24 protein-coding genes are annotated in these 23,762 nt (G+C 63.4%); 9 read left to right on the forward strand and 15 right to left on the reverse strand.

Annotation, left to right across the window (positions count from 1 at the left end; translation table 11 throughout):
- Window positions 1–498: 498 nt before the first annotated feature.
- Both DyAD56_RS14535 and DyAD56_RS14540 read left to right on the forward strand, forming a co-directional pair.
- A complete protein-coding gene (locus tag DyAD56_RS14535) occupies window positions 499–1,662 on the forward strand; it encodes a YXWGXW repeat-containing protein (RefSeq protein WP_102303496.1) in 1,164 nt (387 codons plus the stop codon).
- Between the two features lie 171 nt (window positions 1,663–1,833).
- Window positions 1,834–2,421: a YajG family lipoprotein gene (locus DyAD56_RS14540; protein WP_102303497.1), complete on the forward strand. Its 588-nt coding sequence runs from the start codon at window positions 1,834–1,836 to the stop codon at window positions 2,419–2,421.
- A gap of 48 nt (window positions 2,422–2,469) precedes the next feature.
- Here the strand turns inward: DyAD56_RS14540 and lpxH are convergent, their stop codons facing one another.
- The 7 genes from lpxH to DyAD56_RS14575 all read right to left on the reverse strand — a co-directional run bounded on the left by lpxH (window position 2,470) and on the right by DyAD56_RS14575 (window position 11,938).
- A complete protein-coding gene (gene lpxH / locus DyAD56_RS14545; protein ID WP_102303498.1) occupies window positions 2,470–3,198 on the reverse strand; it encodes a UDP-2,3-diacylglucosamine diphosphatase in 729 nt (242 codons plus the stop codon).
- Between the two features lie 6 nt (window positions 3,199–3,204).
- Window positions 3,205–3,897, reverse strand: a complete 693-nt coding sequence (locus tag DyAD56_RS14550) for a peptidylprolyl isomerase (RefSeq protein ID WP_102303499.1) — start codon at window positions 3,895–3,897, stop codon at window positions 3,205–3,207.
- Window positions 3,898–3,985: 88 nt separating this feature from the next.
- Complete coding sequence (locus DyAD56_RS14555) at window positions 3,986–5,503, reverse strand: Ppx/GppA phosphatase family protein (protein WP_102303500.1); 1,518 nt, start codon at window positions 5,501–5,503, stop codon at window positions 3,986–3,988.
- A gap of 82 nt (window positions 5,504–5,585) precedes the next feature.
- A complete protein-coding gene (gene ppk1 / locus DyAD56_RS14560) occupies window positions 5,586–7,688 on the reverse strand; it encodes a polyphosphate kinase 1 (protein WP_102303619.1) in 2,103 nt (700 codons plus the stop codon).
- 110 nt (window positions 7,689–7,798) lie between these two features.
- Entirely contained in the window at window positions 7,799–9,067 is a 1,269-nt protein-coding gene (phoR, locus tag DyAD56_RS14565; protein WP_102303501.1) for a phosphate regulon sensor histidine kinase PhoR, read from the reverse strand.
- Window positions 9,068–9,410: 343 nt separating this feature from the next.
- Window positions 9,411–10,100, reverse strand: coding sequence for a phosphate regulon transcriptional regulator PhoB (gene phoB / locus DyAD56_RS14570; protein WP_019465465.1), 690 nt, complete (start codon window positions 10,098–10,100; stop codon window positions 9,411–9,413).
- Window positions 10,101–10,222: 122 nt separating this feature from the next.
- Complete coding sequence (locus DyAD56_RS14575; RefSeq protein WP_102303502.1) at window positions 10,223–11,938, reverse strand: M48 family metalloprotease; 1,716 nt, start codon at window positions 11,936–11,938, stop codon at window positions 10,223–10,225.
- Window positions 11,939–12,146: 208 nt separating this feature from the next.
- Between DyAD56_RS14575 and grxC the strand changes: the two genes are divergently transcribed.
- The 4 genes from grxC (at window position 12,147) to DyAD56_RS14595 (ending at window position 15,271) form a co-directional block, all read left to right on the forward strand.
- Window positions 12,147–12,410 carry a glutaredoxin 3 gene (gene grxC / locus DyAD56_RS14580; protein ID WP_102303503.1) on the forward strand — a complete coding sequence of 88 codons (264 nt, stop codon included), beginning with the start codon at window positions 12,147–12,149 and terminating at the stop codon, window positions 12,408–12,410.
- Window positions 12,407–12,811: a carboxymuconolactone decarboxylase family protein gene (locus tag DyAD56_RS14585; protein WP_102303504.1), complete on the forward strand. Its 405-nt coding sequence runs from the start codon at window positions 12,407–12,409 to the stop codon at window positions 12,809–12,811. The genes grxC and DyAD56_RS14585 overlap by 4 nt, the downstream gene beginning before the upstream one ends.
- A gap of 198 nt (window positions 12,812–13,009) precedes the next feature.
- Entirely contained in the window at window positions 13,010–14,023 is a 1,014-nt protein-coding gene (locus tag DyAD56_RS14590; RefSeq protein WP_102303505.1) for an isocitrate dehydrogenase, read from the forward strand.
- 153 nt (window positions 14,024–14,176) lie between these two features.
- Window positions 14,177–15,271, forward strand: a complete 1,095-nt coding sequence (locus DyAD56_RS14595) for a sterol desaturase family protein (RefSeq protein WP_102303506.1) — start codon at window positions 14,177–14,179, stop codon at window positions 15,269–15,271.
- 8 nt (window positions 15,272–15,279) lie between these two features.
- On the opposite strand, the gene DyAD56_RS14600 is transcribed toward DyAD56_RS14595, so the two are convergent.
- From DyAD56_RS14600 to thiD, 4 genes are all read right to left on the reverse strand, one after another.
- The gene (locus tag DyAD56_RS14600) at window positions 15,280–15,744 is read right to left on the reverse strand and encodes a carboxymuconolactone decarboxylase family protein (RefSeq protein WP_102303507.1); all 465 of its coding nucleotides are present in this window, start codon (window positions 15,742–15,744) and stop codon (window positions 15,280–15,282) included.
- A 34-nt stretch (window positions 15,745–15,778) separates the two neighbouring features.
- A complete protein-coding gene (gene sigJ, locus DyAD56_RS14605) occupies window positions 15,779–16,678 on the reverse strand; it encodes an RNA polymerase sigma factor SigJ (protein WP_102303508.1) in 900 nt (299 codons plus the stop codon).
- A gap of 57 nt (window positions 16,679–16,735) precedes the next feature.
- Window positions 16,736–17,680 carry an aspartyl/asparaginyl beta-hydroxylase domain-containing protein gene (locus tag DyAD56_RS14610; protein ID WP_102303509.1) on the reverse strand — a complete coding sequence of 315 codons (945 nt, stop codon included), beginning with the start codon at window positions 17,678–17,680 and terminating at the stop codon, window positions 16,736–16,738.
- Between the two features lie 94 nt (window positions 17,681–17,774).
- Complete coding sequence (thiD, locus tag DyAD56_RS14615; protein WP_102303510.1) at window positions 17,775–18,560, reverse strand: bifunctional hydroxymethylpyrimidine kinase/phosphomethylpyrimidine kinase; 786 nt, start codon at window positions 18,558–18,560, stop codon at window positions 17,775–17,777.
- Between thiD and DyAD56_RS24100 the strand changes: the two genes are divergently transcribed.
- Window positions 18,559–18,759: a hypothetical protein gene (locus DyAD56_RS24100; RefSeq protein ID WP_199178994.1), complete on the forward strand. Its 201-nt coding sequence runs from the start codon at window positions 18,559–18,561 to the stop codon at window positions 18,757–18,759. The two genes, thiD and DyAD56_RS24100, sit on opposite strands and share 2 nt — an antisense overlap.
- Here DyAD56_RS24100 and DyAD56_RS14620 read toward each other — a convergent pair.
- The 4 genes from DyAD56_RS14620 to DyAD56_RS14635 form a co-directional block, all read right to left on the reverse strand.
- Window positions 18,700–18,993 (reverse strand): GIY-YIG nuclease family protein, encoded by a 294-nt coding sequence (locus DyAD56_RS14620; protein ID WP_102303511.1) that lies wholly within the window; start codon window positions 18,991–18,993, stop codon window positions 18,700–18,702. The genes DyAD56_RS24100 and DyAD56_RS14620 overlap by 60 nt on opposite strands.
- Before the next feature lie 48 nt (window positions 18,994–19,041).
- Window positions 19,042–20,421, reverse strand: a complete 1,380-nt coding sequence (locus tag DyAD56_RS14625) for a PhoH family protein (protein ID WP_102303512.1) — start codon at window positions 20,419–20,421, stop codon at window positions 19,042–19,044.
- A gap of 151 nt (window positions 20,422–20,572) precedes the next feature.
- Window positions 20,573–21,034, reverse strand: a complete 462-nt coding sequence (locus tag DyAD56_RS14630) for a peroxiredoxin (RefSeq protein ID WP_102303513.1) — start codon at window positions 21,032–21,034, stop codon at window positions 20,573–20,575.
- A gap of 279 nt (window positions 21,035–21,313) precedes the next feature.
- Window positions 21,314–21,880 (reverse strand): glycine cleavage system protein R, encoded by a 567-nt coding sequence (locus tag DyAD56_RS14635; RefSeq protein ID WP_102303514.1) that lies wholly within the window; start codon window positions 21,878–21,880, stop codon window positions 21,314–21,316.
- A 268-nt stretch (window positions 21,881–22,148) separates the two neighbouring features.
- Here DyAD56_RS14635 and dapA point away from each other — a divergent pair, with 268 nt between their 5' ends.
- Both dapA and DyAD56_RS14645 read left to right on the forward strand, forming a co-directional pair.
- Entirely contained in the window at window positions 22,149–23,042 is an 894-nt protein-coding gene (gene dapA, locus DyAD56_RS14640) for a 4-hydroxy-tetrahydrodipicolinate synthase (protein WP_102303515.1), read from the forward strand.
- A gap of 38 nt (window positions 23,043–23,080) precedes the next feature.
- Complete coding sequence (locus tag DyAD56_RS14645) at window positions 23,081–23,674, forward strand: hypothetical protein (RefSeq protein ID WP_102303516.1); 594 nt, start codon at window positions 23,081–23,083, stop codon at window positions 23,672–23,674.
- Window positions 23,675–23,762 lie beyond the last annotated feature (88 nt).

Raw genomic sequence — 23,762 nt, forward strand, 5'->3', positions numbered from 1 at the left:
CCTCGTGGGGCTTTTTGCGTATCTGGCGGAGAGAGAGTTGTGGACGAACGCTCCGGTTATTCGGCGCATCCTGCGCCTCACCCTTCGGGCCATCGGCTGCGCCGATGTTCGCTCCGGCATCCTGCCTCCGCAGTCGACGAAATTGCCTGGAGCAATTTCGGACAGCCGCAGGCTGGCCCCGAAGCGCGCAGCGCGTAGGGGTGAGGCCCAAGGATGGGCCGAACAATCCCGACCTCCACGCAAACGCGGCATCCAGCGAAGCTAGCAGGGGCTTTAGAAGCGTGCGCGAATTCTTCGTCCTCGTCCTGCAAAACGTTACCGCACGATACGGCCAGCACGTTCGATTTTGCGCACCCACCAGCAAGACCCGCGCAAGAAATCATTCATCCCTCAGATCAACTGCTGAACACCTGCGAACCCGCGGTCCGTGGTGACGTACGACCTTGCGCCACCTCCCGCGTTATTTGGCCCAAGACCCACCACCTGGGAGTCGGCGTCATGGGTAACCTCACATCGGATCGTCGCAGCGTCACGTCGTATCGCCGCCTGTTTCGTCCTCTCGTCGCCGCGTTGGCCTTGGCGACAGCGGCGGCATTACCCCTGAGCGCCAGCGCTGGCGTGTCCGTCGGCATCGGCATCTCCGTTGGTGTGGCGCCGCCGCCGCTGCCGATCTACGTGCAGCCGGCCATTCCCGCACCGGGCTATATCTGGGTGCCGGGTTATTGGGCCTGGGGTGGCGACGATTACTACTGGGTTCCCGGTACGTGGATCATGCCGCCGTATGTCGGTGCGCTGTGGACGCCGGGTTATTGGGGCTGGGGCGGAGGCGTTTACGTCTTCCACGGTGGTTACTGGGGGCCGCACGTGGGCTTCTATGGCGGCATTAACTACGGCTTCGGTTATACCGGTGTGGGGTATGGGGGCGGATATTGGCGCGGTAGTTCGTTCTACTACAACCGCTCGGTCAACCACATCGACAATGTGCACATCACCAATGTCTACAACCACACGGTGGTGAACAACGTGACCGTCAACCGCACCAGCTTCAACGGTGGTCAGGGCGGCATCGCGGCGCGCGCTACGCCGCAGGAAATGAACTTCGCGCACGAACAGCATGTGGGGCCGGTGGCTGCGCAAGAGCAACAGCGCACGATGGCGAGCCAGAATCAGGCGATGCGCGCCTCGTTCAATCACGGTGCTCCGGCGATCGCCGCAACGCCGCGAGCGGGTGCGTTCAACGGGCCGGTCGCAGGTGGTTTCGCACATGGTGCAGCAGGGCAGGCGGCACCCGCTGCGATGAATGCGCAGCGCACCAATGCACCCGCGCAAGCGCCGGCCAACGCGATGGCGCTGCACTCGGCAGGTTTTGCCCTGCATAACAATGGGGCCGCGTACGTGCCGAATGCTTCGAATGCCGCGCATGCGAACAACTATTCGCCGGCGGCGAACCATGCGGCTTATACGCGCGGGCCGTCGAACCCCAGCGGTGGCTATCATGCGGCCACTCGTCCGCAGCAACCGTCCTATGCGCAACACGCATCGCGGCCGGCCCCGGCGCCTGCGTACCACTACCACGCACCTGCACCACATCCGGCGCCGCATCCGCAATCGCAACCGCACGCCCAGGCGGCGCCGCATCGCGGTGGGTCGGAGCATCGCTGATCCAAGCGTTTAATCGTGGGCATCAGAACGCCGGCTGGGCTTGTCGCAGCCGGCGTTCTTCGTCGTGCGGTGCCGTGTCCTCCACTAGAATACGCGGCAGCCCGGTTCCGGGCTGTGCGGGCGCGGGAGCGTCCGTCCATATAACCATCGAAGCATGGAGAGGGGAAATCGATGTTGAAGCGTTTCGTGTTTGTGGCGTTGCTGGCCGCATCTGGCAGTGCCATGGCTTCAAAAGACTTGAGCAACATCCCGCTGGTGTGGTCGCCGACGCAGAGCTTCGCGGAGTTCGGTGCGGTCGATCTGAACGGCATCAGCAACGTGAAAGTGCAGATCAATGGGTTCACGGACGTCCGTAAGAACCCCGCGTTGATCGCTGAGAACCACGAGAAGAACCCGGTGCGGCAGGTGACCACGAAGGACAACGTGGCGGCCTTCTTGACCGATCATGTCAAGGAGACCTTCACCAAGGCAGGCCTCAATGTGGTCGATTCTGGTGGTGACGTCGTCGTGTCGGGTGAGATCCGCGACTTCTTCGTCAACGAGAATGACCAGTACGTAGGCAACGTCACGGTCTACGTGACGGTGACCAATACCGCGGGCAAGGTGCTGTGGCAGGGCGTGGCCGGTGGCGGTGCGACCAATTTCGGTCGCTCGTACAAGGCGGACAACTACTACGAAACCTTGTCCAACTCGGTGTTGAAGCTGAGCAACAGCCTGCTCAACAGCCAGGGTTTTCACAGCGCACTGCAATCGCACTGACGCCGTGAATGGAAGATCACTCGCCGCATGCGGCGAGTGATCTTCGGATCAGTGCAGGGCGAGTCCCTGCAGTTCCACGCCCTCAGGCGTCACGCGCAGCACCGACCCCTGTTCGTACCAATCGCCCAGCACGATGCGTTCGGCCGACTTGCCGTCGACGTCGAAGCGATGGATCACCGGGCGGTGAGTGTGGCCGTGGATCAGGCGTGTAACGTCAACCTTGCGCATGGTATCGGCCACGGCTTCGGCATTGACGTCCATGATGGTTTCCATGGTGCTGCTTGTGTGCGCCTTGCTGTCTGCACGCGCCTTGGCTGCGAGTGCGCGGCGCGCATCGAGCGGCATCGCCAGGATCTGCGCCATCCACTCCGGCGTGCGTACTTGCTTGCGCATCGTCTGATAAGCGATGTCGTCGGTGCACAGCACGTCGCCGTGCATCAGTAAGGTGGGGCGGCCATAGAGGTCATGCACGGTGCCATCGTCGAGCAAGGTGAAGCCGGCACGCTCGGCGAAATTCTTGCCGAGCAGAAAGTCCCGGTTGCCGACCATGAAGTAGACCGGCACACCCTTGTCGCTGAGTGATTTCGTGGCGCGTGCGATGCGGGTGGGAAGCTCGGCGTCGTCATCGTCGCCGACCCACGCTTCGACGAGGTCGCCGAGGATGTACAGCGCATCGGCGGAGCGTGCTTCGTCGCTGGCGAGAAACTCTTCGAACAGCCGCGTGATCTCGGGGCGACTGTCGTCCAGATGCAGATCAGAAATGAACAGCGTTGTCATCGTGCCTCAGCCCTTCTTGCCGCTGGGCTTCTTGGCCGGCTGGGTGGCAGGTGCGGCCTGTTGGGGCGTTGTAGCGGGGGTTGCCGCCGACTCCTCACCCACGACATTGGCGCTGTCGATCACTATCAGCGGGTTGGGCACGTCGCCCGCGAACGGACCGAGGCCGCGCGTGGGCAGGGCGGCCATCTTGTCGACCACGTCCATGCCCTTGATGACCTTGCCGAACACGGCGTAGCCCCAAGTCAGTCCGCTCTGGTTGCCGACGAAATCGAGGCGGCGGTTGTCGACCAAGTTAAAGAAGAACTGCGCGGTGCCGGAATTCGGGTCCGCACCACGTGCCACTGCGACTGTGCCACGAACATTGGACACGCCGTTGTCGGCCTCACTGGGAATGGCCGAGCGCGTGCGCTTGGCCTGCAGGTCGCGCGTGTAGAGGCCGCCCTGGACCAGATAGCCGGGAATGGCGCGGTGAAACACCGTGCCGCTGTAGAAGCCATCGCGCACGTATTGGAGGAAGTTTGCGACGCTCTTGGGCGACTTGTCCGGATAAAGCTCCAGCGTGATGTCGCCCTGCGAGGTATGCAGTACCACTTCCGGATGCGCCGTGGCGGCGGGTACCGCGGGCGCCGGCTTGGCAGCCTGGGCGAACATCGCGGACGACGGGAGCAGCAGGAGCGCGGCGAGCAAGAATCGGGTCATGGCGGGTCGGGCGGCGTTTGGCATCAGGACATCATACGCGGCGAAGCGGTTTCATGGCCGGGCTCGTGGGAGCCCGTACCGGCGGAGGTCAGGATGGATGGACTTCCAGCAGCAGTCCCAGTTCGTTCAACGGGGACTGTTCCTGCTCCAGGTCGGCCTCGCTGAGGGGGTGCTGGTCCAGCCAGGACGAGGGAATGGTCAGGCGCAGGCGCTGGCTGGTGGCGGCCAGTTGCATCTGCGGCAGCGATTCGGCGCGGCGCGCGCGGCGGAACAGTACCGCCAGGCGAAGTAGGGCGGTGATGTACCGGGCCAGTTGGCGATAGCGCTGCGGCAAGGCCAGGAACGTGGCCTTGTCCGGCTTGCGGCGGTGTGATTCCACGATGGCCGCCAGCAATTGCTGTTCCTGCCGCGAGAAGCCGGCCAGGTCCGCATGCCGCAGGATGTAGGCGCCATGATGGTGGTGCTGACTGTGCGCGATGGCGAGGCCGATTTCATGCACGCGGGCGGACCAGGAGAGCCATTCGCGTGCCTCGGGGTCCAGCTTCCAGATGCGGGCGATCTGGTCGAAGAACATCAGCGCGGTGGACTCCACGCGGCGTGCCTGGGCGCGATCCACGCCGTAACGGTTGGCGAGTGCGTCGATGCTGGCGGTACGTGGATCGCTGCCGCCGGCGCGACCAAGCAGATCCCACAGCAGGCCTTCGCGCATGGAGCTTTCGCACACGCGCAGGCGCTCGATACCCAGCGCCTCGAAGGCCGCTTCGAAGATGACCACGCCGCCGGCAATGACTGGCGCACGGTCTTCGGCCAGCCCGGGTAGCTTCAGCGCGCCGATCTGGCCCTGTGTCAGCAGGACATCGCGCAGGGCCGCCAGCGAGGCCGGTGTGATGCCGTCATCGGAGAATCGCATGGCTTGGACGACCGAGCCGATGGCCTTGGCCGTGCCCGAGGAGCCGTAGGCTTCCATCCAGCCGGATTCGCGGTAGTCCTCGGCGAATTGTTGCAGCAGCACGCCGATTTCGTTGTTGGCGCGCTGCCAGCGTTTGCGGTTGAGCTTGCCGCCGGGGAAAAAGCGCAATGTCGAAGCGATGCAGCCGGCTTGTACGCTTTCCGTGTGCATTGGTGCGAAACCGCGACCGATGATGAACTCGGTGCTGCCGCCACCGACATCGATGATCAGGCGGCTCTCACGCGAGGCGGACAGGTCATGCGATGCGCCGAGGAAGATCAGTCGGCCTTCTTCGCGACCTGACACGATTTCCACCGGATGGCTCAGCGCTGCTTCGGCTGCCGTTAGGAAGGCCTGAGGCGAGGCGAGGCGACGAACGGTATTGGTAGCCACTGCGCGCACGCGGCTCGATGGAATGCCGGCGATGCGCTGGCCGAACCGCGCCAGGCAATTGAGCGCGCGAGCGCGATGCTCAGCGTCCAGCGTGCCGTCCGCGCGCAGACCAGCCGCCATGCGGACGGTTTCGCGCAGGCGATCAATCACGCGAGGCTCGCCGTGCTCCACGCGAGCCACCACCATGTGATAGCTGTTGGACCCCATGTCGACGGCAGCGATCAGTTCGCCGTCCTTGATCTGGATCTGATCGCCTTGGCTCATGCGGGGCTCATTCCGGGCTGCAAGGTGCAGATTCTCTCACGCGGAAACCAGGGCGAGTAGCTTGAATTGAGGCAGCGCTGCCTCAAACGGTCCCCGGTGTCAGCTTGGCCAGCAGCCACTGCTGCGCGCTGTGTGGTGGCTGATCGCCCGGTTCAGCGCGGGTGTAGCGGCCGCTGTCGTCCAGCAGCCAGGACTCGGTGTTGTCGGCCAAGTAGTTCGCCAGCGTTTCTTCGTAGACGCGTGCGGCGAGTTCCGGATTGAGGATGGGGAAGGCCACTTCAATGCGGCGCTTGAGGTTGCGCTCCATCCAGTCGGCGCTGCCGCAGTAGATTTCGGGGGTGCCGTCGTTGCCAAACCAGTAGACCCGGCTGTGTTCGAGGAAACGCCCCACGATGGAACGCACACGGATGCGTTCGGATATTCCCGGCATGCCGGGCCGTAGCGTGCAGGCGCCGCGCACGATCAGGTCGATCTCCACACCCGCCTGCGAGGCGCGGTACAGCGCCTGGATAACCTGCTCCTCGTTGAGCGCATTGAGCTTGGCCACGATGCGTGCCGGGCGGCCGGCTTCCGCATGCGCCGTCTCGCGCTCGATCTTGTCGAGCACGTTGCGATAGAGGGTGAACGGCGAGTGCAGCAGATGTTTCAGTTCGATCACCGGGCCCAGGCCCGAGAGTTGCTGGAAGATTTTGTGCAGGTCCTCGCCCATGCCGGGGTGCGAGGTCATCAAGCCGATATCGGTGTAGCTGCGGCTGTTGGACTGGTGATAGTTGCCTGTGGATAGATGCACATAACGGCGCAGCACATCGTCTTCGCGGCGCACGATCAGCAGCATCTTCGCGTGAGTCTTGTAGCCCACCACGCCGTACACGACCTGCACGCCGGCTTCTTGCAGGCGCGTGGCGAGGCTGATGTTCGCCTCCTCGTCGAAACGTGCGCGCAGCTCGATCACTACGGTTACGTCCTTGCCGTTGCGGGCTGCTTCCACCAGCAGGTCCACCAGCGGCGTGTCGACGCCGGCGCGGTAGAGGGTTTGCTTGATGGCCAGCACGGACGGATCCTGCGACGCCTGGCGCAGCAGGTCGATCACCGCGGCGAAGGACTCGTAGGGATGGTGCAGCAACACGTCGCGTTGGCGTAGCACGTCGAACTTGCAGCGGGCGCCGACGAAAGCCGGGGGTAGCTGCGGAATGAAACGAGGAAACTTCAGTTCCGGGCGATCCAGACCGTCGTAGATGGTGCCGGCGCGGATAATGTTCACCGGGCCGTCGCAGCGATAGACGTCTGTTTCTTCGAGCTCGAAGTTGGCGATGAGCATGGCCACGATGGCCTTGGGGCAGTCGTTACCGATCTCCAGCCGGACCGGACGCGCGTAGCCACGGCCGATCAGCTCTTCGCTCAGCGCGCGCGCAAGGTTGTCCACCTCGGCTTCTTCCACCATCAGTTCGCTGTTGCGAGTGACGCGAAACTGGTACGAACCGGCCACCTTGAAGCCGGGGAACATCAGATCGACGAAGCCCTGTAGCAATTCGGCGAGGAAGATGTAGTGATCGCCGCCGTCGCAGACTTCAGTGGGCAGGCGGATGATGCGGGGCAGTGAGCGCGGCGCGCGCACCAGCGCCATGTGGCCTTCGCGACCGAATGCATCGCGCCCCTTCAGCACCACGGCAATGTTCAGCGTCTTGTTGAGGATGCGCGGGAACGGGTGAGCGGGGTCCAATCCCAGCGGGGACAGCACCGGCAGTACTTCGTTCTCGAAATAGCCTTGCAACCAGCGGCGCTGGCGCGGCGTCCAGTGCTCACGCGTGAGGAAATGGATGTTCTCCGTATCCAGTGCGGGGCGGAGCTCGTGTTGCCAGGTCTCGTACTGCTGGGCGACAAGGTCCAGTGCACGCTTGCGGATGCGCGTGAGCAGCTCACCGGAGGACAGACCATCCGGACCCGGCGCGGCCGAGCCGAACGCATGGTGGTGCTTGAGCATGGCCACGCGCACTTCGAAGAACTCATCGAGGTTGTTCGCCACGATGCTCAGGAAGCGCAGGCGTTCCAATAGATGAATGCGTTCGTCGCGCGCTTGTGCCAGCACGCGGAAATTGAATTCGAGGGCGGCCAGCTCGCGGCTGAGGTAGAGCTCGGGGGCGGCACGATCGAGAATGGGCGATGGGGTGGCAGGCTTGCGACGCATCCCCACATTCTGGCCCATACCGCGCTTTGTTACATGGCGCAGTGCCGCGTAATGTGATCGTCATTCAGCCCGCGCGCCGGAAAGGCGTCCGGCGCGCTTGTACGGTCCGCTTACTCGGGGTCGCCGACCCCGGGCGCCAGCAGTCGCTCGGCGCTGAACCAGCAGGAGAAGGTGGAGCCCTGGCCGGGCTCGCTCTGGATGTCCAAGCGCGCCTGGTGCAGGTTGAGCACGTGCTTGACGATGGACAGCCCCAGGCCCGTGCCGCCGCTTTCGCGCGAACGGCTGGAGGACACACGGTAGAAGCGCTCGGTCAGACGAGCCAGGTGCGAGGCCGGAATGCCGTAGCCGGTATCGGTGACGGAATAGACCGCGCCTTCCGACGTGCGGCGCCAACGGATGGTGATGCGACCGCCGGTAGGCGTGTAGCGCACGGCGTTGCTCACCAGATTGGAGAAGGCGCTGTGCAGGTCCTTCACCGAGCCCAGCAGGTCGGCCTCGGCCGTCGCTTCCACGGTGACCTGGTGGCGACCTTGGCTCAACGCCTCGGCCTCCTTGCGGATGGTGGCGAGCAATGGCGTCATTTGCACGCGCTCGTCCTGCACGTGTTCCTGTGTTTCCAGGCGCGAGAGCGTAAGCAGATCCTCGACGATCTGGCCCATGCGCTTGGACTGTGCGCGCATCTCGCTGAGCACGGGTGCGAGTTCCGGCACGTCTTCCGGGTCGATCAGTTCGAGGTAGCCGTGGATGACGGTGAGCGGCGTGCGCAATTCGTGCGATACGTTCGCGACGAAGTCACGGCGGATCTGTTCCAGGCGCGTGAGGTGGCTGATGTCGCGCGCCAGCAGCAGTCGCTGGCGACGACCGAATGGCAGCAACGTCACATTGATGTGGCGGTTTGGATGGCCGGGCGCGGTGACGTCATTGAGCGGCTCGCGCGCACCTTCTTTCAACCAGGTGGCGAGTTCCGTGGTGCTGAGGCGCTCGTCCAGATGCGCGCCGCGATCCTGCGGGCGACGCAGGCCCAGCAGGTCTTCGGCGGCGTGGTTAAACCAACGCACGTGTTGCTCGTTGTCGAGCAGCACGACGGCATCCGGCAAACTGCCGGCGGCGCTGCGCAGGTCGCGCAAACTGGAGGCAATGCGGCGGGAGCGCGTCATGAAACGGTCATGCTGAAGAGAGGTCGGTGACGAAATCTGCATCATCATGAGCTTTCCTTGATGACGGATTCGGGTCAGTAGAAAGACGATTTCAACGATGGCGACCAGCGCAAAAAACGCGGTCGCCAAGCCTCCCGCAAGCCATCCGGCAAGCGCGCCCGCAAGCAGTCCGGCGGCGAGTGCGGCCGGCAGCTTCCAGGAGCGGTCGAAGGTGTTTGGCATGGGAGATCCGCTTGAAGTTGCCGAGCTGGCAACGCGCCAGCATCGGCAAAAGCACGCGTTACCGCAATAGGAACATAGAGCCTGCTCGGTGTCTCTGCATGGCCCGCGTTGAGTCAGTACGCCCGCCAGGGAGTGGAGCGTGGCGAAGCGCCTGACTGGCTGTCAGGTCGAGCCGCGCGCCGCTTCGTGGCGGGCGTACTGACTCAACCCTTCGGGCCGGGTCTGTTTGCCCCCAGGCCCGCGTCATCACTCGGTTATGTATCGACATACACTCCCTCGTTCTTCCTTGGCCTGCGGACAAACAGCTTCCGGCGCGGGCCATGCAGAGACACCGAGCAGGCTCTTAGACGCTGGCGGAGAAGCGGTAACCCGCGCCGCGCACCGTCTGCACCATGTCGTCCAGCTTCCATGGCTCGAGCGTCTTGCGCAGTCTTCGGATATGGACGTCCACCGTGCGTTCTTCGACGTACACGCTGCCGCCCCATACATGGTCGAGCAGTTGCGCGCGCGAGTACACGCGCTCCGGGTGCGTCATGAAGAAATACAGCAGGCGATATTCCGTGGGACCGATGGTCACCGGCTCTTCGCCGGCAAACACGCGGTGCGCGGGGCCATCGATGCGCAGGCCGCCGAGCTCCACCATGCCCGAACCGTCGTCACCCTGGCTGCGCCGAAGCACGGCCTTGATGCGGGCGACCAGCTCACGGGTGGAGAACGGCTTGACGACGTAGTCGTCCACGCCGGCTTCCAATCCGTTGACGCGGTCCATCTCTTCGCCGCGTGCGGTGAGCATGATGATGGGAACTTCGCGGCTGAGTTCTTCCTTGCGCAGGCGGCGCGCAAGGTCGAGGCCGCTGGTGCCTGGCAACATCCAGTCGAGCAGGATGAGGTCGGGCACTTGCTCAGCAATGGCCAACTGGGCCGCTCGCGCGTCGGCGGCATGGATGGCATCCATGCCGGCCTTACGTAGGGCGAAGGCGACCATGTCGCGGATCGAAGCTTCGTCTTCGACAATCAGGATGCGCTTGTGCACGCGTTAAGTCCGCTGGGGGAGGGCTGTGACGCAAATATTGCAACTGGGTAATGTTACGCCCAGATGACATTTCACGTTGCCGCAACATGACAGCGGACTCGCCGTCTCACTATCTGATGAAATCAGTGCGCGGAATTCATGGCGCTGAAGCACAGCCGCCCCTGGCAGTTTCCCTGGTTCTGCAGCTGCTGGCTGCGGCCGTCCGGGTTGTCATCGGTCTGGATGCGGCGCTTGCGTAGCTCCATCACCAGCGGGGTCAGATCGTTGATACGAGCCTGAATGCGGGCCCGGGAGTAGTAGTCGAGATCAGGCCGTTGCTGCAGGCGCTTGAGCTGCTCCATCGCATCGAAGGGGCGGCCGGAGAGGTAGGAGGCGTCCGCGTAGGCCTCGCCGGCACGTATCGGGTCGCCGGCCTTGTCGGCGGCGAGTGCGTAGGTGCGGTAGAGCTCTGGCTCGTCGTTGTTGTCCAGCATCGGCATGACCATGACCGCCGCCTGCCTGGCTTCTTCCTGGGTGCCGCCGTCCGTCAGCGCCTTGGCATAGCCCATGCCGATGGCGCGGTTGCGGGGAGATTGCTGGTTGAGGTCGGCATAGATGGCCAATGCCTCGGCGCGTCGCCCGGCCTGTAGCTTGGCGTCGGCCATGGCCAGACGCACGACCTGGTTGTCCGGGTGTGTGCTGAGCAGCGGTTGCAGCTCATCAATGGCCTTGGCTCCACGGTTGCTGCGCGTGAGTGCCAGCGCGTAGCCATAGTGGTTGGACGCTGTATCGAAGCCGCGCTCATGCTGGAGATTGTTGGCGTAGTAGGTGGCCAATTGCCCGGCGTCTCCGGAGAGTACGCGCACGCGTTCGCGCATGAGTGAGTAGGTATCCAGCCCACCCTTGCTGTCCCGGCTGGCGATGGAGGTGGGGTCTTTCACGAAGGCAATGGGCGCCGTGCTCTTTTCCCACTGGCTCTTGTCCAGGGTCGAGCCGGATGGCCGCTGTTTCTGCCGGTCGATAAGCGTGCCGGCACGTGCCTTGGCGTCGCTGATGCGGTCCAGGGTGACAGGATGGTCTTGCAGGAAGGCCGGGACATCGCCGATGTCGCCTCCGGAACCAACGCGCAGCGTGTCTTCCATACGGCCGAAAAACGAGGCCATGGCGCTGGGGTCGTAGCCGGCATTGGCGAGGGTCTGTATGCCGGCGCGGTCCGCTTCGATTTCGTCTTTGCGGGTGAAGTTGATCTGCCGCTGCAACAACAGGCCCTGACCGCCGGCCAGGATGGCGCCTGCCGCGTCGCCAGCGCCGGCACCTGCACCGGCAACGATGGCACCCAGCAGGACTAGCGCCATCAGCGGCGTGTCCTTCTTGGAGGCTTCGAAGGCGCGCTGCAGATGGTTCTGCGTGATGTGGCCAATTTCGTGGGCGATCACGCCGGCGAGTTCGCTCTCGCTGTTGGTGATGATGATCAGGCCGGAGTTCACCGCGATGTAGCCGCCAGGCGCCGCGAACGCATTGATCACGTTGTCTCTGACAATGAAGAAGGCGAAGTGGTCCTTGGGCTTCTCGCTGCCCGACACCAGGCGATAGCCAAGGTCGTTGATGTAGTCGTCCAGCATGGGATCGTCGACCACCATGTCCAGCGCGCGCATCTGGCGCAGCATGGCGGCGCCATAATCCTGGGCTTCCTGCGGCGAGATCAGTGCATTGGCTGAGCTACCCAGGTCGGGCAGGCGCACGTCCTTGTCCTGGGCGGCTGCACCGAAGGTAAGGCCGGCGCAGACCATGGCCGTCAGGAGGCGGGTGGGTGTGAAACGACGCTTGGGCATCCTGCCCGCGGGCTTTGCTTCGGTCATGTGCTCAGCTTTTTGTGTATCCGCCCCCACCTGGGACCGGGGAAACAGCTCGTTTCCGGGTGGGTTTGGTGCGGTTCGCCTAGGTGCGCGACAATACCATTACTGACATCGACTTAAGGTGTCGGTTCAGTTGCCTTCACAGTTGTTTACAGCGTCGGAGCCCCCCATTTAAGGGCACCGTAGGGTTACCAGGTTTTCGGAGTGTGTCGTGCCCAAGATTGAGGTCTATTCCAGCGCGGTGTGTCCGTACTGCGTGTCTGCCAAGAACCTGCTCAAGTCCAAGGGGCTGGAGTGGAGCGAGGTGCGCATCGACACCGATCCGTCTCAGCGTGACGTGATGCTGGCGCGCAGCGGCGGCCGCCGCACCGTGCCGCAGATTTTTATCAACGACCACCACGTGGGTGGTTTTGACGACCTCGTCGCCGCCGATCGCAGCGGCAAGCTTGCCGAACTGCTGGAGACCCATGCATGAGCGCTCCTAAGGACCAGGCCGCCAAGGATCGCGTCGCCGAATTCACGGCGTTCCGGCAGCGCATGAACGAGCGCATTCTTTCGGAGGACAACCAAGTCGTCCGTCGCTTCTTCGCGCTGGATACACAGACCTACAAGCCCGGCGCGCTGGACGTGAAGACCAAGGAGCTGCTGGGCCTGGTCGCTTCCATGGTGTTGCGCTGCGACGACTGCATCAGCTACCACGTGGCCCAGTGCAAGGAAGCGGGCGTCACCCGCGAAGAATTCTTCGAAACCTTTAGCGTTGGCCTGGTGGTGGGCGGCTCCATCGTCATCCCGCACCTGCGGCGTGCGGTGGACTTCCTTGACCAGTTGGAGTCAGGCGAAGGCGCTGAGGCGGCCGACTGCGCCAGCCACGCCTGATCAGCCGCGGGGCGGCTCACTCCTTGCCGCCCCGTTGACGCGTGCGAGTTTATTCAATGCAGCATGCGAGGATTTGCATCGGCGGCATGGCTTTCCGGTCTGGTCGCGTCGCGCCGCATCGGGGATAATTGGCGGGATTTATAACCCTGTCGTCCCCCACCACAGGGTTGCTCGATTCATATCCCAAGGAGTGTCCCCATGAGCAAGACCATTGCCGTGATTCCGGGCGACGGTATCGGCCCCGAGATCATGAACGCCACGCTGCGTGTGCTCGATGCGCTGGACTGCGGCCTATCCTATGAGTTCGTCGATGCCGGCATGGTTGCGTTGGAAAAGAGCGGTGACCTGCTGCCCCAGCCGACGCTCGACGCCATCGCCAAGCACAAGGTGGCGCTGAAGGGCCCGCTGACCACTCCGGTGGGCGGTGGCTTCACCTCCATCAATGTCACGCTGCGTCGCCACTTTGATCTGTACGCCAACGTGCGTCCGGCGATCAGCTTTCCGGGTACCAAGGCGCGCTTCGACAACGTCGACATCATCACGGTGCGCGAGAACACCGAGGGTGCGTACCTGTCCGAAGGCCAGACCCTGTCGGAAGACGGCGAAACCGCCATCTCGATGATCCGCAACACGCGCAAGGGCTCCAGCCGCATCGTGCGCTATGCCTTCGAACTGGCCGTGAAGAAGGGCCGCAAGAAGGTCACGGCCGTGCACAAGGCCAACATCATCAAGACCGCGTCGGGCTTGTTCCTCAATGTGGCGCGCGAAATTGCCAAGGAATACCCGCAGATCGAGTTCAACGAGATGATCGTTGACAACGCCTGCATGCAGTTGGTGATGAAGCCGGAGCAGTTCGACGTCATCGTCACCACCAATCTGTTCGGCGACATCCTGTCGGATCTGTGCGCAGGCTTGGTGGGCGGCCTTGGGCTCGCCCCGGGCGACAACATCGGTACCGAGGCGGCCATCTTTGAAGCCGTACATGGTTCGGCTCCGGACATTGCCGGCAAGGGCGTTGCCAACCCGTGCGCGTTGCTGCTCGCCGCCGCCGACATGCTCGACCATCTCGGCATGGTGGAGAAGGGTGACAAGGTGCGCAACGCCATCCGCGACACCATGGTCAACGACCGCGACAGCGTCACGCCGGACATCGGCGGCAAGGGCACCACGTCCAGCTTTGGCGACGCCATCGTCAAGCGCGTCAAGGCCTGAGTCTGACCTGAGCTCAAAAGCCCCTCTCTTTGAGAGGGGCTTTTTTGTGCGCGTGTGTCGCTAGCAGGGTGCATCTGAACGCAGTTTCGTGCGGCAAGATCGTGCTCCGGGTGCGGACGTAGAATCGAATCCCCGTGCTGGAAACCCGGTGCGATGAACGCATTGGACTACCCGTGGACGGCGACGCTTGCCTGGACGACCACGCACGTCATCCATCCGGCGCTGCTATCGCTGCATCTGTCATGGTTGGACAGTCAGGCGTCCGATATCGCCCGTTACTTCCTGCTCACCATCGCGCAGGTGGCGCTCATCGCGCTGGTGTTGCGCCCGCTGGAAAACGTATGGCCCGCCGAGCGCTGGGAGCAGCGGCGTACCACCGCCATCGATGGCCGCTACACGCTGATCAAGCTGTTCGTCGTGCTTCCGTTGTTCACCTATCTGGTGTTGTTTCCCCTCAACCAATGGATGGGCGGTGACAGCGAGGGTGATGGCGCGGGCTTGGTGAGCATCCAGACGGGCGTGCTCTGGCTGTCGGTGCATCCGCTGGTGTTGTTCCTGGTTTATTACGCTATCTACGACTTCGTGCTTTACGTGGTGCACCGACTGCAGCACAGCATTCCGTGGTGGTGGGCATTGCACAGCCTGCATCACAGCCAGCGCCAGCTCAGTTGCTGGTCAAACGATCGCGATCACTATCTGGACGATTTGCTGGAAGCGCTCATCGTCGCGGCCGTGGGCGTGGTAATCGGCGTGGCGCCCACCGAGTACGCGTTGCTGGTGTTGCTGGGTGAGCTGCTGCAGAACCTCGGACACGCCAACATTCGCCTGCATTTTGGACCGGTGCTGGGTCGCGTGCTGGTGGATCCGCGCTATCACCGCTTGCACCACATGCGCGTGGACCCTGATCAGCCCACGCTGCATGCGTGCAATTACGCCTTTATTTTTCCGCTGTGGGACATCCTGTTCGGCACGGCGCTATACGGGCAAGCGCAGCGGCCGACCGGCGTGTGCGATCCGACGGTGGATGCAGATAACCGGTATGGCATCGTCATGCAGCAACTGACCACGCTGCGTCGCTGGTGGGCGGCCATCCGCTGCAGGGCCGGATGGATGCCGGGAGACGTAGCGTTCGACGAGAATTACCGGCCGGTCTCCGTTCGACACGTCGACCTGCACGCGCTGGAAAGGGAAGGGCGACCTCTGCGGGCAGCCCCGGATGCCGAGGGCTCGGCATCCGCACCCACCTGATCGTGGTATCAGGCGGCCTGCTTTGCGGCGGGCTTGTAGTTGCCCGCAGGCGTCCGGAACGCCACATTGACGCGGTTCCAAGTGTTGATCATGCCGATGATCAGAGTGAGGTTGACCAGTTCCTCCTCGCTGAAGGCAGCGCGGGTACGGTCGTAGACCTCATCGAACACGCCGTGCTCCCCCAATCGCGTGACGGCTTCCGCCCAGCCCAGCGCGGCGCATTCGCGCTCGCTGTAGATCGAGGTTTCACGCCAGCCTGACAGCAGGTACAGACGCTGCTCGGTTTCGCCAGCGGCACGTGCGTCCTTGCTGTGCATGTCCATGCAGAACGCGCAACCGTTGATCTGCGAGACGCGCATCAGCACGAGGTCCACGAGCGGGCGCTCCAGACCACACTGGTGCGAGGCCTGGCTGAAGTCGAACAGCGGCTTCATGGCCTGGGGATACTTCATGAAAGAGAGACGCTTGGACATGATGGGTTCCTTGGCAGGCGGCCAGAGTGGCCGTTCAAGACAAGGACGCACCAGTCTCGGGATTCGTGACAGCTTCCAGTCGCGCGAGTTTTTCCGGGTTGCGCAATGAGTGGATGCTGGTGATGCGCTCGCCGTCGGTTTCGATCCACGCGACGGTCGCGAGCTTCGCATCCACCCAAGTGAGCAGCGCTGGCGCGCCATTGAGCCACTGCAGGCGGTGCACGATGGGCAGGTGGCGGTAGCGCTGGGCGATGATGCTGTAAAGCCGTACGACGCGTTCGCCGCCGTGCAGCGGTCGCAACGTAGCCCTGACTAGGCCGCCGCCGTCGGCAAGATGGACAGCATCTTCCGCGAACAACGCCTGCAGCGATTCGACGCTGGCGCTTTCCAGCGCATCTCGGAATTTTTCCAGCAGGCGGCGCTGGGCATCCGGAGAGTGCGTGAAACGAGGACGACCCTCGCGCAGGCGTTGCCGTGCGCGGTGTACGCGCTGGCGGCACGCATCCTCGGCGATCTGCAGCATGGCTGCCGTTTCTGCGTGGCTGTAATCGAATATCTGCACCAGCAGGAAGGCGGCGCGCTCTTCCGGGCTCAGGCGCTCCAGCAGCGCGAGGAAAGAAAGGCTAAGGCTTTCGACACGCTCTAGCTCGGCCTCGGGCTGCTCCGTTTCCCCGACCAGCGGCTCCGGGAGCCAGGGGCCGGTGTAGTGTTGGCGTTCTGTCTTGGCGCGGCGCAGGCGATCCAGCGACAGGCGCGTGGTGACGGTGACCAGCCACGCCTCGGCGTCATCGAGTGCGTTGGTGTCCTGCTGATGCCAGCGCAGCCAGGCGTCGTGCAGTACGTCCTCGGCGTCGGCCTGGGTGCCGAGCATGCGATAGGCCAGGCCGAGCAGGCGAGGACGGTGTTGCTGAAAGATGGCGGTGGCGCGGTCCATGGTGTTCTCCTACGGCTGACACGTCATGGACGCGCGAACGTCACCGTTCGTGACAGCTCAACGGAAGAACGGCCAGGGCGCCAGGAAGATGATCCAGATCAGCACCAGCATGCCGACGTACTTCGCTGCGCGGAACAGCTTGGGGAACTTCTTCTTGAAGGCTCGATTGCGGTCGCGGCTGCGCTGGTTCATGGCGAACACACGGTTGACGAAGCCGGTCTTCTCTTCCGGGGATTCGGTATTGGGCGAGGCGGTGATCTTGCCCATGAAGGCGCCGACCCGCTTGTTGATCGAGTTCATGAAACGCGTGCGCAGCGGGCGCTCCACATCAGCGAACAGGATGACGCGGGTCTGGTCGGTGCGGTTTTCCGCCCAGTGCACATAGGTTTCGTCGAACACCACGTCCTTGCCATCACCCCAGCTGTGGATCTCGCCGTCGACAAAGATCCGGCACTCCTCTGAGTTCGGCGTGATCAGGCCCAGGTGGTAGCGCAGCGAGCCGGCGAACGGATCGCGATGCGGATTGAGTTTGCTGCCCGGGGGCAGCAAGGCGAACATCGCGGCTTTCACGCTGGGGATCGAATTGAGCAGCGCTACTGTCTTCGGGCACAGCGTTTCGGCAGAGGCCAGTGGCTCGCCGTACCACTTCAAGTAAAAGCGCTTCCAGCCCTGCTTGAAGAAGCTGTTGAAACTGGCGTCGTTGTTCTTCTCGGCTGCGCGGATGTAACCCTCATCGAACAGGTGCAGCGCTTCTTCGCGGATGGCCTGCCAGTTGGCTTGCAGCAGATCCAACTGGGGAAAGCCGCGGCGGTCGAGGATGGGGCGGGCGGGTACCGCGGAGAAGGCGTACATCAGCAGGTTGTACGGCGCGAACACGGCCGAGTGATCCACCAGCTGGCGATCGAAGCGCAGCTTGAACCGTCCGCGCAGGTGCACCAGCAGCACGCACAGCACGAACAGCGCAAAAATGACCAGCAGCACGAGACGCGGAGCGAGGATCATGGACAAAATGAAGCCGGGAGCCTAAACCCCCATTCTACCCCCTGAGCCCGTGGGCGCTCGGGCGACGGTTCAGCCTGCGTGCGGATTTGCCACATCAATGGCCGAGCACATGGACTGGGCCGCCGCCTGGGCGGTAACTGCGTTCAAGCGCACGCTGCACATAGGCCACGGCCCGGCGCACGGCCGAGCGGGGCGCCTGTCCCTTGGCCAATTCCGCCGCGATGGCGGAGGCCAGCGTGCAGCCCGTGCCATGCCCCTCAATGGGCAGGCGGCGATGGCGTAGCTCCATGACGCCGCGTTCGTCGTAGAAGCGATCCACGACCTCGCGTTCGTCCGAATGGCCGCCCTTGAGTAGCACAGCGCGCGCGCCGAGGGCGAGCAGAGCCTCGCCGGCACTATCGAAATCCTTGGCTTTGCGCAGTTTGCGTCCCAGTAGCGCCTCGGCTTCGGGTAGGTTGGGCGTGAGGATGTCTGCCAGCGGAATCAACTCGTCCACCATGGCCTGCACGGCGTCTTCATCGAGCAGTCGCGAGCCGCTGGTGGAGATCATCACGGGGTCGACCACCAACCACGCTGGCTTACGCGTACGCATCTCCTTCGCGACGAGCTTGGTCACCACAGCGCTGCCCAGCATGCCGGTCTTTACCGCGCCGATCGGGAAGTCGTCAAAGACCGCGTCGAGCTGGCTGCGGATGTGTTTCGTGGGCACGGTGTGCACCGCCGTCACGCCACGCGTGTTCTGCGAGGTGATGGCAGCGATGACGGACAGCCCATGCACGCCGCGTGCGTGGAAAGTCTTCAGGTCGGCCTGAATGCCTGCGCCGCCGCCTGAGTCGGAGCCGGCGATGGTGAGGGTGATGGGTGGTGAGGCGTGGGGCATGATTCTTTGTAGTTCAAGAGCGGTGGCGGCTTATCGTAATACCGGCTTCGGCCGAAACTGGATTCCGGCCTGCGCCGGAATGACGATCAAGAGCAAACGCTTCGTACTTGCCGTCATTCCGGCGCAGGCCGGAATCCAGTTAAAGCAGCGTCGGGTAAAGATCAGCCCACTCGGGATTCTCGCCTTCAATCAGCCGTAACTTCCAAACTCGTTTCCAGTCTTTGAGTCGCTTTTCGCGGAGGATGGCGGACTCCATGGTTTCGTGCTGCTCGTACCAAACCAGGTTATGGACATGGTGGCGGGATGTGAAGCTATCTACTACTTCGTTGCGGTGCTGCCAGATGCGTTTGATGAGATCACTGGTGACACCAACGTAAAGCGTGCCGTTGTGATCTGACGCCAAGATGTACACACAGGGTTGCCGTCGATCCATAACGTCTTCCAGGCAGCGCCCCGGCGTGCCGGGGCGCTGGCGTGTTCCTTACAAGGCTTCCGACGCAAAATCCGCCAATCGCGAGCGCTCGCCGCGACGCAGTGTGATGTGCGCCGAGTGCTCCCAGTGCTTGAAGCGGTCAACGGCGTAGGTAAGGCCGGATGTCGTTTCCGTGAGGTAGGGCGTATCGATCTGCTCCACGTTGCCCAGGCAGACGATCTTGGTGCCGGGGCCCGCACGTGTGATCAGCGTTTTCATCTGTTTGGGCGTGAGGTTCTGCGCCTCGTCGATGATCAGGTAGCGCGACAGGAAGGTGCGCCCGCGCATGAAGTTCAGCGAACGGATCTTGATGCGCGAGGCAAGCAGATCGTTGGTGGCCTGGCGTCCCCAACTGCCGCCTTCTTCCGGGTTGGCGAGCACTTCGAGATTGTCGGTGAGGGCGCCCATCCAAGGCGTCATCTTTTCTTCCTCCGTGCCGGGCAGGAAGCCGATGTCTTCACCGACGGAGACCGTGGCGCGCGTCATGATGATTTCACGGTAACGCTGCTGATCCATCACCTGCGCAAGACCGGCGGCCAGCGCCAGCAACGTCTTGCCCGTGCCTGCGGTGCCCAGCAGAGTGACGAAATCCACGTCCGGATCCATCAGCACGTTCAATGCAAAGTTCTGTTCGCGGTTGCGCGCAGCAATGCCCCATACGCTGTGATTCGCATGACTGTGGTCATCAAGCAGCACCAGTGTGGCCTTGGCGTCATCGACGTGCAGTACGCGCAGTTCCACGCTGTTGTCGCCCGGCATGAACAAGCACTGGTTGGCGTACCAGTCTTCGTCGTCGCGGCGGTCGAGTTTGTAGAAGGTGCGGCCGCGCTCATTCCACGACTGCACTTCAGGGTGTCTGTCCCAGAAGTCTTCCGGCAGTTGGGTGGAGCCTGTGTAGAGCAGGGTGAAGTCGTCGAGGGCGCGGTCGTTCTCGTAATCTTCGGCGTCGATGCCGTAGATCTTCGCTTTGATGCGAAGGTTGATGTCCTTGGTGACCAGTACGACCGAGCGTTCGGGATTCTGGTCGCGCAGTTCGATCACCGCCGACAGGATCAGATTGTCCGCCTTGCCATGGCCGTTGGTGATGCGCTGCTGGAAATACAGCCTGCCCACCGCACCGCCACGCTTGAGATTGACGCCCTGTGGGTTGGACAACTCAAGGCCATTGCTAATGCCATGGCCGTTGCCGCGCACAATCAATTCATTGAGGAAGCGGCTGACCTGGCGACCGTTGCGTGAGACTTCCGAGGCGCCTTTCTTCTTTTCGTCCAGTTCCTCCAACACCGTCATGGGAATGAAGACATCGTGCTCTTCGAAGCGGAACAGCGAGGTCGGATCGTGCAGCAACACATTGGTGTCGAGAGCGTAGATGCGCTTGCTTCCGGTCATACGGAAGAAACCTCTTGAGCGTGCGAGGGAAATGAACCGCGGCATGCGGTATGCCGCGGGGACCCGGCCCATCCGGCCGGTTTGCCATGCGCCGTGGCAAATGCCCGTCCCCAAGGACGGGCGGCGACATGACGAAAGGAGCGATGCAGGGTCACTTGGCGGGAATAGCGTCGAGCACAGCCAGAGCGTGTCCTGGGACTTTCACGTTGCGCCATTCCTGGGCCAGCCTGCCTTCGGGATCGATCAGGAAGGTACTTCGTACGACACCCATGTGACGTTTTCCATACAGCACCTTCTCGTGGATCACGTCGAAGGCGCTACACCAGGTTTCGTCGGGGTCGGAAACCAGCGGAAACGGCAGCTCCTGCTTGGTCGCGAAGTTCGCGTGGGACTTCACCGAATCGCGCGAGACGCCGATCACCTGCGCGTGGCGTTTCTGGAATTTGGGGTACAGGTCGCGGAAATCCTTGGCCTCGTTTGTACAACCGGGGGTGCTGTCCTTCGGATAGAAGTACACCACCACCCATTGACCTTTCAGGCTGTCAAGCTTCAGTTCGCTGCCGTCGCCGGTGTTGCCTTTGAGCTTGGGGACTTTCTTGCCAACGTCGGGCATGGGTTCTCCTGCGAGGCCGTGGCGGGCCTCGACTGCATGTCATCGATCAAGGGGAACGGGGCAGCGGAGGAGGGCGTAAGGGCGATCAGCGCGCGCCCTGTGGTCAGTGCGACTCGACCCTCGTGCTGCATGCATGCCTCTCCAGTGCTGCCCCTGGGGAACAGACTAGCGCTTGCCACGGCGAATGAAAGCCCTTGCGGGAGATCACCGTGGGGAGCATGCTCAAAAACCCGGTCGACAGGCTGGAAAATCCGGTTTCTCAGCGCTCGCTCGCGCCGCTCAGAACTTCACTGGATCCATGATGGCGTCGAGGTTCAGGCCATCGCAGAACTCTAAGAAGTCATCGCGTAGTGCGGCGATATGCGTCGCCGCGGGAATGCCGATGGTGATCTGTGCCTGGAACATGTCCGCACCGGTCTGCATCGCCTGGTAGCGCAGTGAGCTGAGCTGTTCGATGACGATGTCGCGGCGGTCGAAGAAGTCGATGATCTTCACGAGGATGCCCGGCCGATCCGCCGAGATCACTTCGATGAGATAGGGCAGCAGGTGCGAGTGATGCTCGCGCGGCCCAGTGCGGTAGAACGACAGCCGAACGTCCTCATCGCGGGCGACCTTGGTCAGTGCGGTCTCCAGCTTGGCCACCGCGTCCCACGACCCGGTGGCGAGCAGGGTCAGTGAGGTGTCTGCGCCGATCGATGCCACGCGGGCGTCGGCCAGGTTGCAGCCGGCTTCGGCGATGCGTTTGGCCAGCGTCAGCAACGGCGCGCGCGGAGAAGGGGTCAGCGTCTGGATCAGCAGCTGGTTGTCGCTGCTGGTGCGCGCGGAAGAACGATTCAAGGAGTCCACCTGTGGCGGCCCCGCACGAAGCGGGTGAGAAAGCACATCCGCCGAGCTTACTGGCCGCCTGCGGAGCCCCGCAAGTAAGGCCTTGGGACGGCCGGTTGGCGGGTCAGGCGGATCGCGGCTGCCGTTAGGTTTTCGGCGTCATCCACAAGATGAGCGATCGCCGCAGACAGGCATGATCTTGCGGCCCGGCACATCCCCGGCCGTCTTGTATTGGCGTAAGAGGCTTTTCCAGTACCATGCGGGGTTTGAGTTTGAGCCGGAGCCGGTCTTGGATATTCGCGGAAGCATCTGCGCGCTGATAACGCCGTTCACGGCGGACGGCGGGCTTGATCTGGTGGCTTTCGGAAAGCTGCTGGACTACCAGATGGCCGGCGGAACCGAGGGCGTAGTGGTGGCCGGGTCTACCGGCGAGGCCCACATGCTCGAGCATGACGAGTACGACCGCCTGCTCGCCTTTGCGGTAGAGAGGGTGGCTGGACGTATTCCAGTGATCGCAGGCACGGGCGAGGCCGGCACCGCCAAGACTGTGGCGTTGACCCGCCGTGCGAAAGCCCTGGGCGCCCATGCGGCGCTGGTGGTGGCCCCGTATTACGTGCGCCCCACGCAGGAGGGGCTGCGTCGCCACTTCCTCGAGGTGGCCGATCACGGCGGCCTGCCGGTGTTGCTCTATAACGTTCCTACGCGCACGGCCTGCGACTTGCTGCCGGCGACGGTGGCCGCGCTGCGTGATCATCCGAGCATCGTGGGCATCAAGGAGGCCCAGGGTTCGGATGAGCGCATCAGCGCGCTTGCGGAACTTGCGCGGCCGGATTTCGTCTATCTGTCCGGCGATGACGGCACGGCCTGCAGGGCCATGCTCGCCGGAGGGGCGGGAACGATCTCGGTGGTAGCCAATCTGGTGCCTCGTGCGTTCCGCATGCTGTGCGATGCGGCAACGGCCGGTGATCGGGGGGAGGCACAGCGTTGCGACGCCGTGCTGGCTCCGCTGGTATCGGCGCTCAACTGCGCGCCGAACCCGATCGCGGTCAAGGCAGGGTTGCCCCCGCTGGGGCTGGGATCGGCGGCTCCGCGCCTGCCGTTGGTTGAATTGGAGGACGGCCCGGACCGTGCGCGACTTCGCGAAGCGCTGGCGGCTCTGGCATCCTTGGCGAATGCGGCCTGATTTTTCGGGCAACTGACACTTCTACGGAATCTGCTTACATGAAGAAATCCCCGCTTGTCGTGGCCCTGCCGGTACTGGCCCTGTCTGCCTTGCTGCTCTCCGGCTGCGGCATGTTCCGTTCGCAGAAGGCCTGGGAAACCGCTAAACAGGAAACGCCTCTCGAAATTCCGCCGGGCATGGACACCCCGTCCACCAGCGCAGCGCTGGTCATTCCTGAGACGGGTGCCAACAACCCGACGGCTAACGGTGCCACGGCCCGTGTTGGCAAGAGCAGTGCCCAGATTGCTGACGGCTTCGTGCTGAACGACAACGTCGACAACACCTATCGCCGCGTGGGTCAGTCCCTGGAGAACGGTGACATCGGCCAGGTGGTCGCGCATGACGACGCCGCCCACACCTACACGCTGAGCGTGGTGGCATCCGACGAGCCGGCGCAGAAGAAGGGTTTCTTCAGCAGCATGTTCAACGGCAAGTCCAAGCAGAGCGCGGACGCCCCGGGCGCCACGCCGCACCAGGTGACCCTGACCATCGGCACCAGCGGCGAGAAGGCCAGCGAAGTGCGTGCGCAGGGCGATGCCTCCGCGGTGGCGAAGGTGATCGATACCCTCAAGGGCCGTATGGGCGGCGGTTGATCCGCTGCCTTCCGGCCACGAAAAACGCCGCCCTGGGGCGGCGTTTTTTTGCGCGAAACCGGTGTAAAGCCTGGTTACGCGTCGCGAG

This window comes from Dyella sp. AD56, assembly GCF_002878475.1.
Classification (GTDB): Bacteria; Pseudomonadota; Gammaproteobacteria; order Xanthomonadales; family Rhodanobacteraceae; genus Dyella.

Bases quoted from the DNA above. Each gene is read 5' to 3' on its own strand.
- DyAD56_RS14535 (WP_102303496.1), top strand. From the start codon at position 499: ATGGGTAACCTCACATCGGATCGTCGCAGCGTCACGTCGTATCGCCGC.
- DyAD56_RS14540 (WP_102303497.1), top strand. From the start codon at position 1,834: ATGTTGAAGCGTTTCGTGTTTGTGGCGTTGCTGGCCGCATCTGGCAGT.
- lpxH (WP_102303498.1), bottom strand. From the start codon at position 3,198: ATGACAACGCTGTTCATTTCTGATCTGCATCTGGACGACAGTCGCCCC.
- DyAD56_RS14550 (WP_102303499.1), bottom strand. From the start codon at position 3,897: ATGACCCGATTCTTGCTCGCCGCGCTCCTGCTGCTCCCGTCGTCCGCG.
- DyAD56_RS14555 (WP_102303500.1), bottom strand. From the start codon at position 5,503: ATGAGCCAAGGCGATCAGATCCAGATCAAGGACGGCGAACTGATCGCT.
- ppk1 (WP_102303619.1), bottom strand. From the start codon at position 7,688: ATGCGTCGCAAGCCTGCCACCCCATCGCCCATTCTCGATCGTGCCGCC.
- phoR (WP_102303501.1), bottom strand. From the start codon at position 9,067: ATGCCAAACACCTTCGACCGCTCCTGGAAGCTGCCGGCCGCACTCGCC.
- DyAD56_RS14575 (WP_102303502.1), bottom strand. From the start codon at position 11,938: ATGACCGAAGCAAAGCCCGCGGGCAGGATGCCCAAGCGTCGTTTCACA.
- DyAD56_RS14585 (WP_102303504.1), top strand. From the start codon at position 12,407: ATGAGCGCTCCTAAGGACCAGGCCGCCAAGGATCGCGTCGCCGAATTC.
- DyAD56_RS14590 (WP_102303505.1), top strand. From the start codon at position 13,010: ATGAGCAAGACCATTGCCGTGATTCCGGGCGACGGTATCGGCCCCGAG.
- DyAD56_RS14595 (WP_102303506.1), top strand. From the start codon at position 14,177: ATGAACGCATTGGACTACCCGTGGACGGCGACGCTTGCCTGGACGACC.
- DyAD56_RS14600 (WP_102303507.1), bottom strand. From the start codon at position 15,744: ATGTCCAAGCGTCTCTCTTTCATGAAGTATCCCCAGGCCATGAAGCCG.
- sigJ (WP_102303508.1), bottom strand. From the start codon at position 16,678: ATGGACCGCGCCACCGCCATCTTTCAGCAACACCGTCCTCGCCTGCTC.
- DyAD56_RS14610 (WP_102303509.1), bottom strand. From the start codon at position 17,680: ATGATCCTCGCTCCGCGTCTCGTGCTGCTGGTCATTTTTGCGCTGTTC.
- DyAD56_RS24100 (WP_199178994.1), top strand. From the start codon at position 18,559: ATGATTCTTTGTAGTTCAAGAGCGGTGGCGGCTTATCGTAATACCGGC.
- thiD (WP_102303510.1), bottom strand. From the start codon at position 18,560: ATGCCCCACGCCTCACCACCCATCACCCTCACCATCGCCGGCTCCGAC.
- DyAD56_RS14620 (WP_102303511.1), bottom strand. From the start codon at position 18,993: ATGGATCGACGGCAACCCTGTGTGTACATCTTGGCGTCAGATCACAAC.
- DyAD56_RS14625 (WP_102303512.1), bottom strand. From the start codon at position 20,421: ATGACCGGAAGCAAGCGCATCTACGCTCTCGACACCAATGTGTTGCTG.
- DyAD56_RS14630 (WP_102303513.1), bottom strand. From the start codon at position 21,034: ATGCCCGACGTTGGCAAGAAAGTCCCCAAGCTCAAAGGCAACACCGGC.
- DyAD56_RS14645 (WP_102303516.1), top strand. From the start codon at position 23,081: ATGAAGAAATCCCCGCTTGTCGTGGCCCTGCCGGTACTGGCCCTGTCT.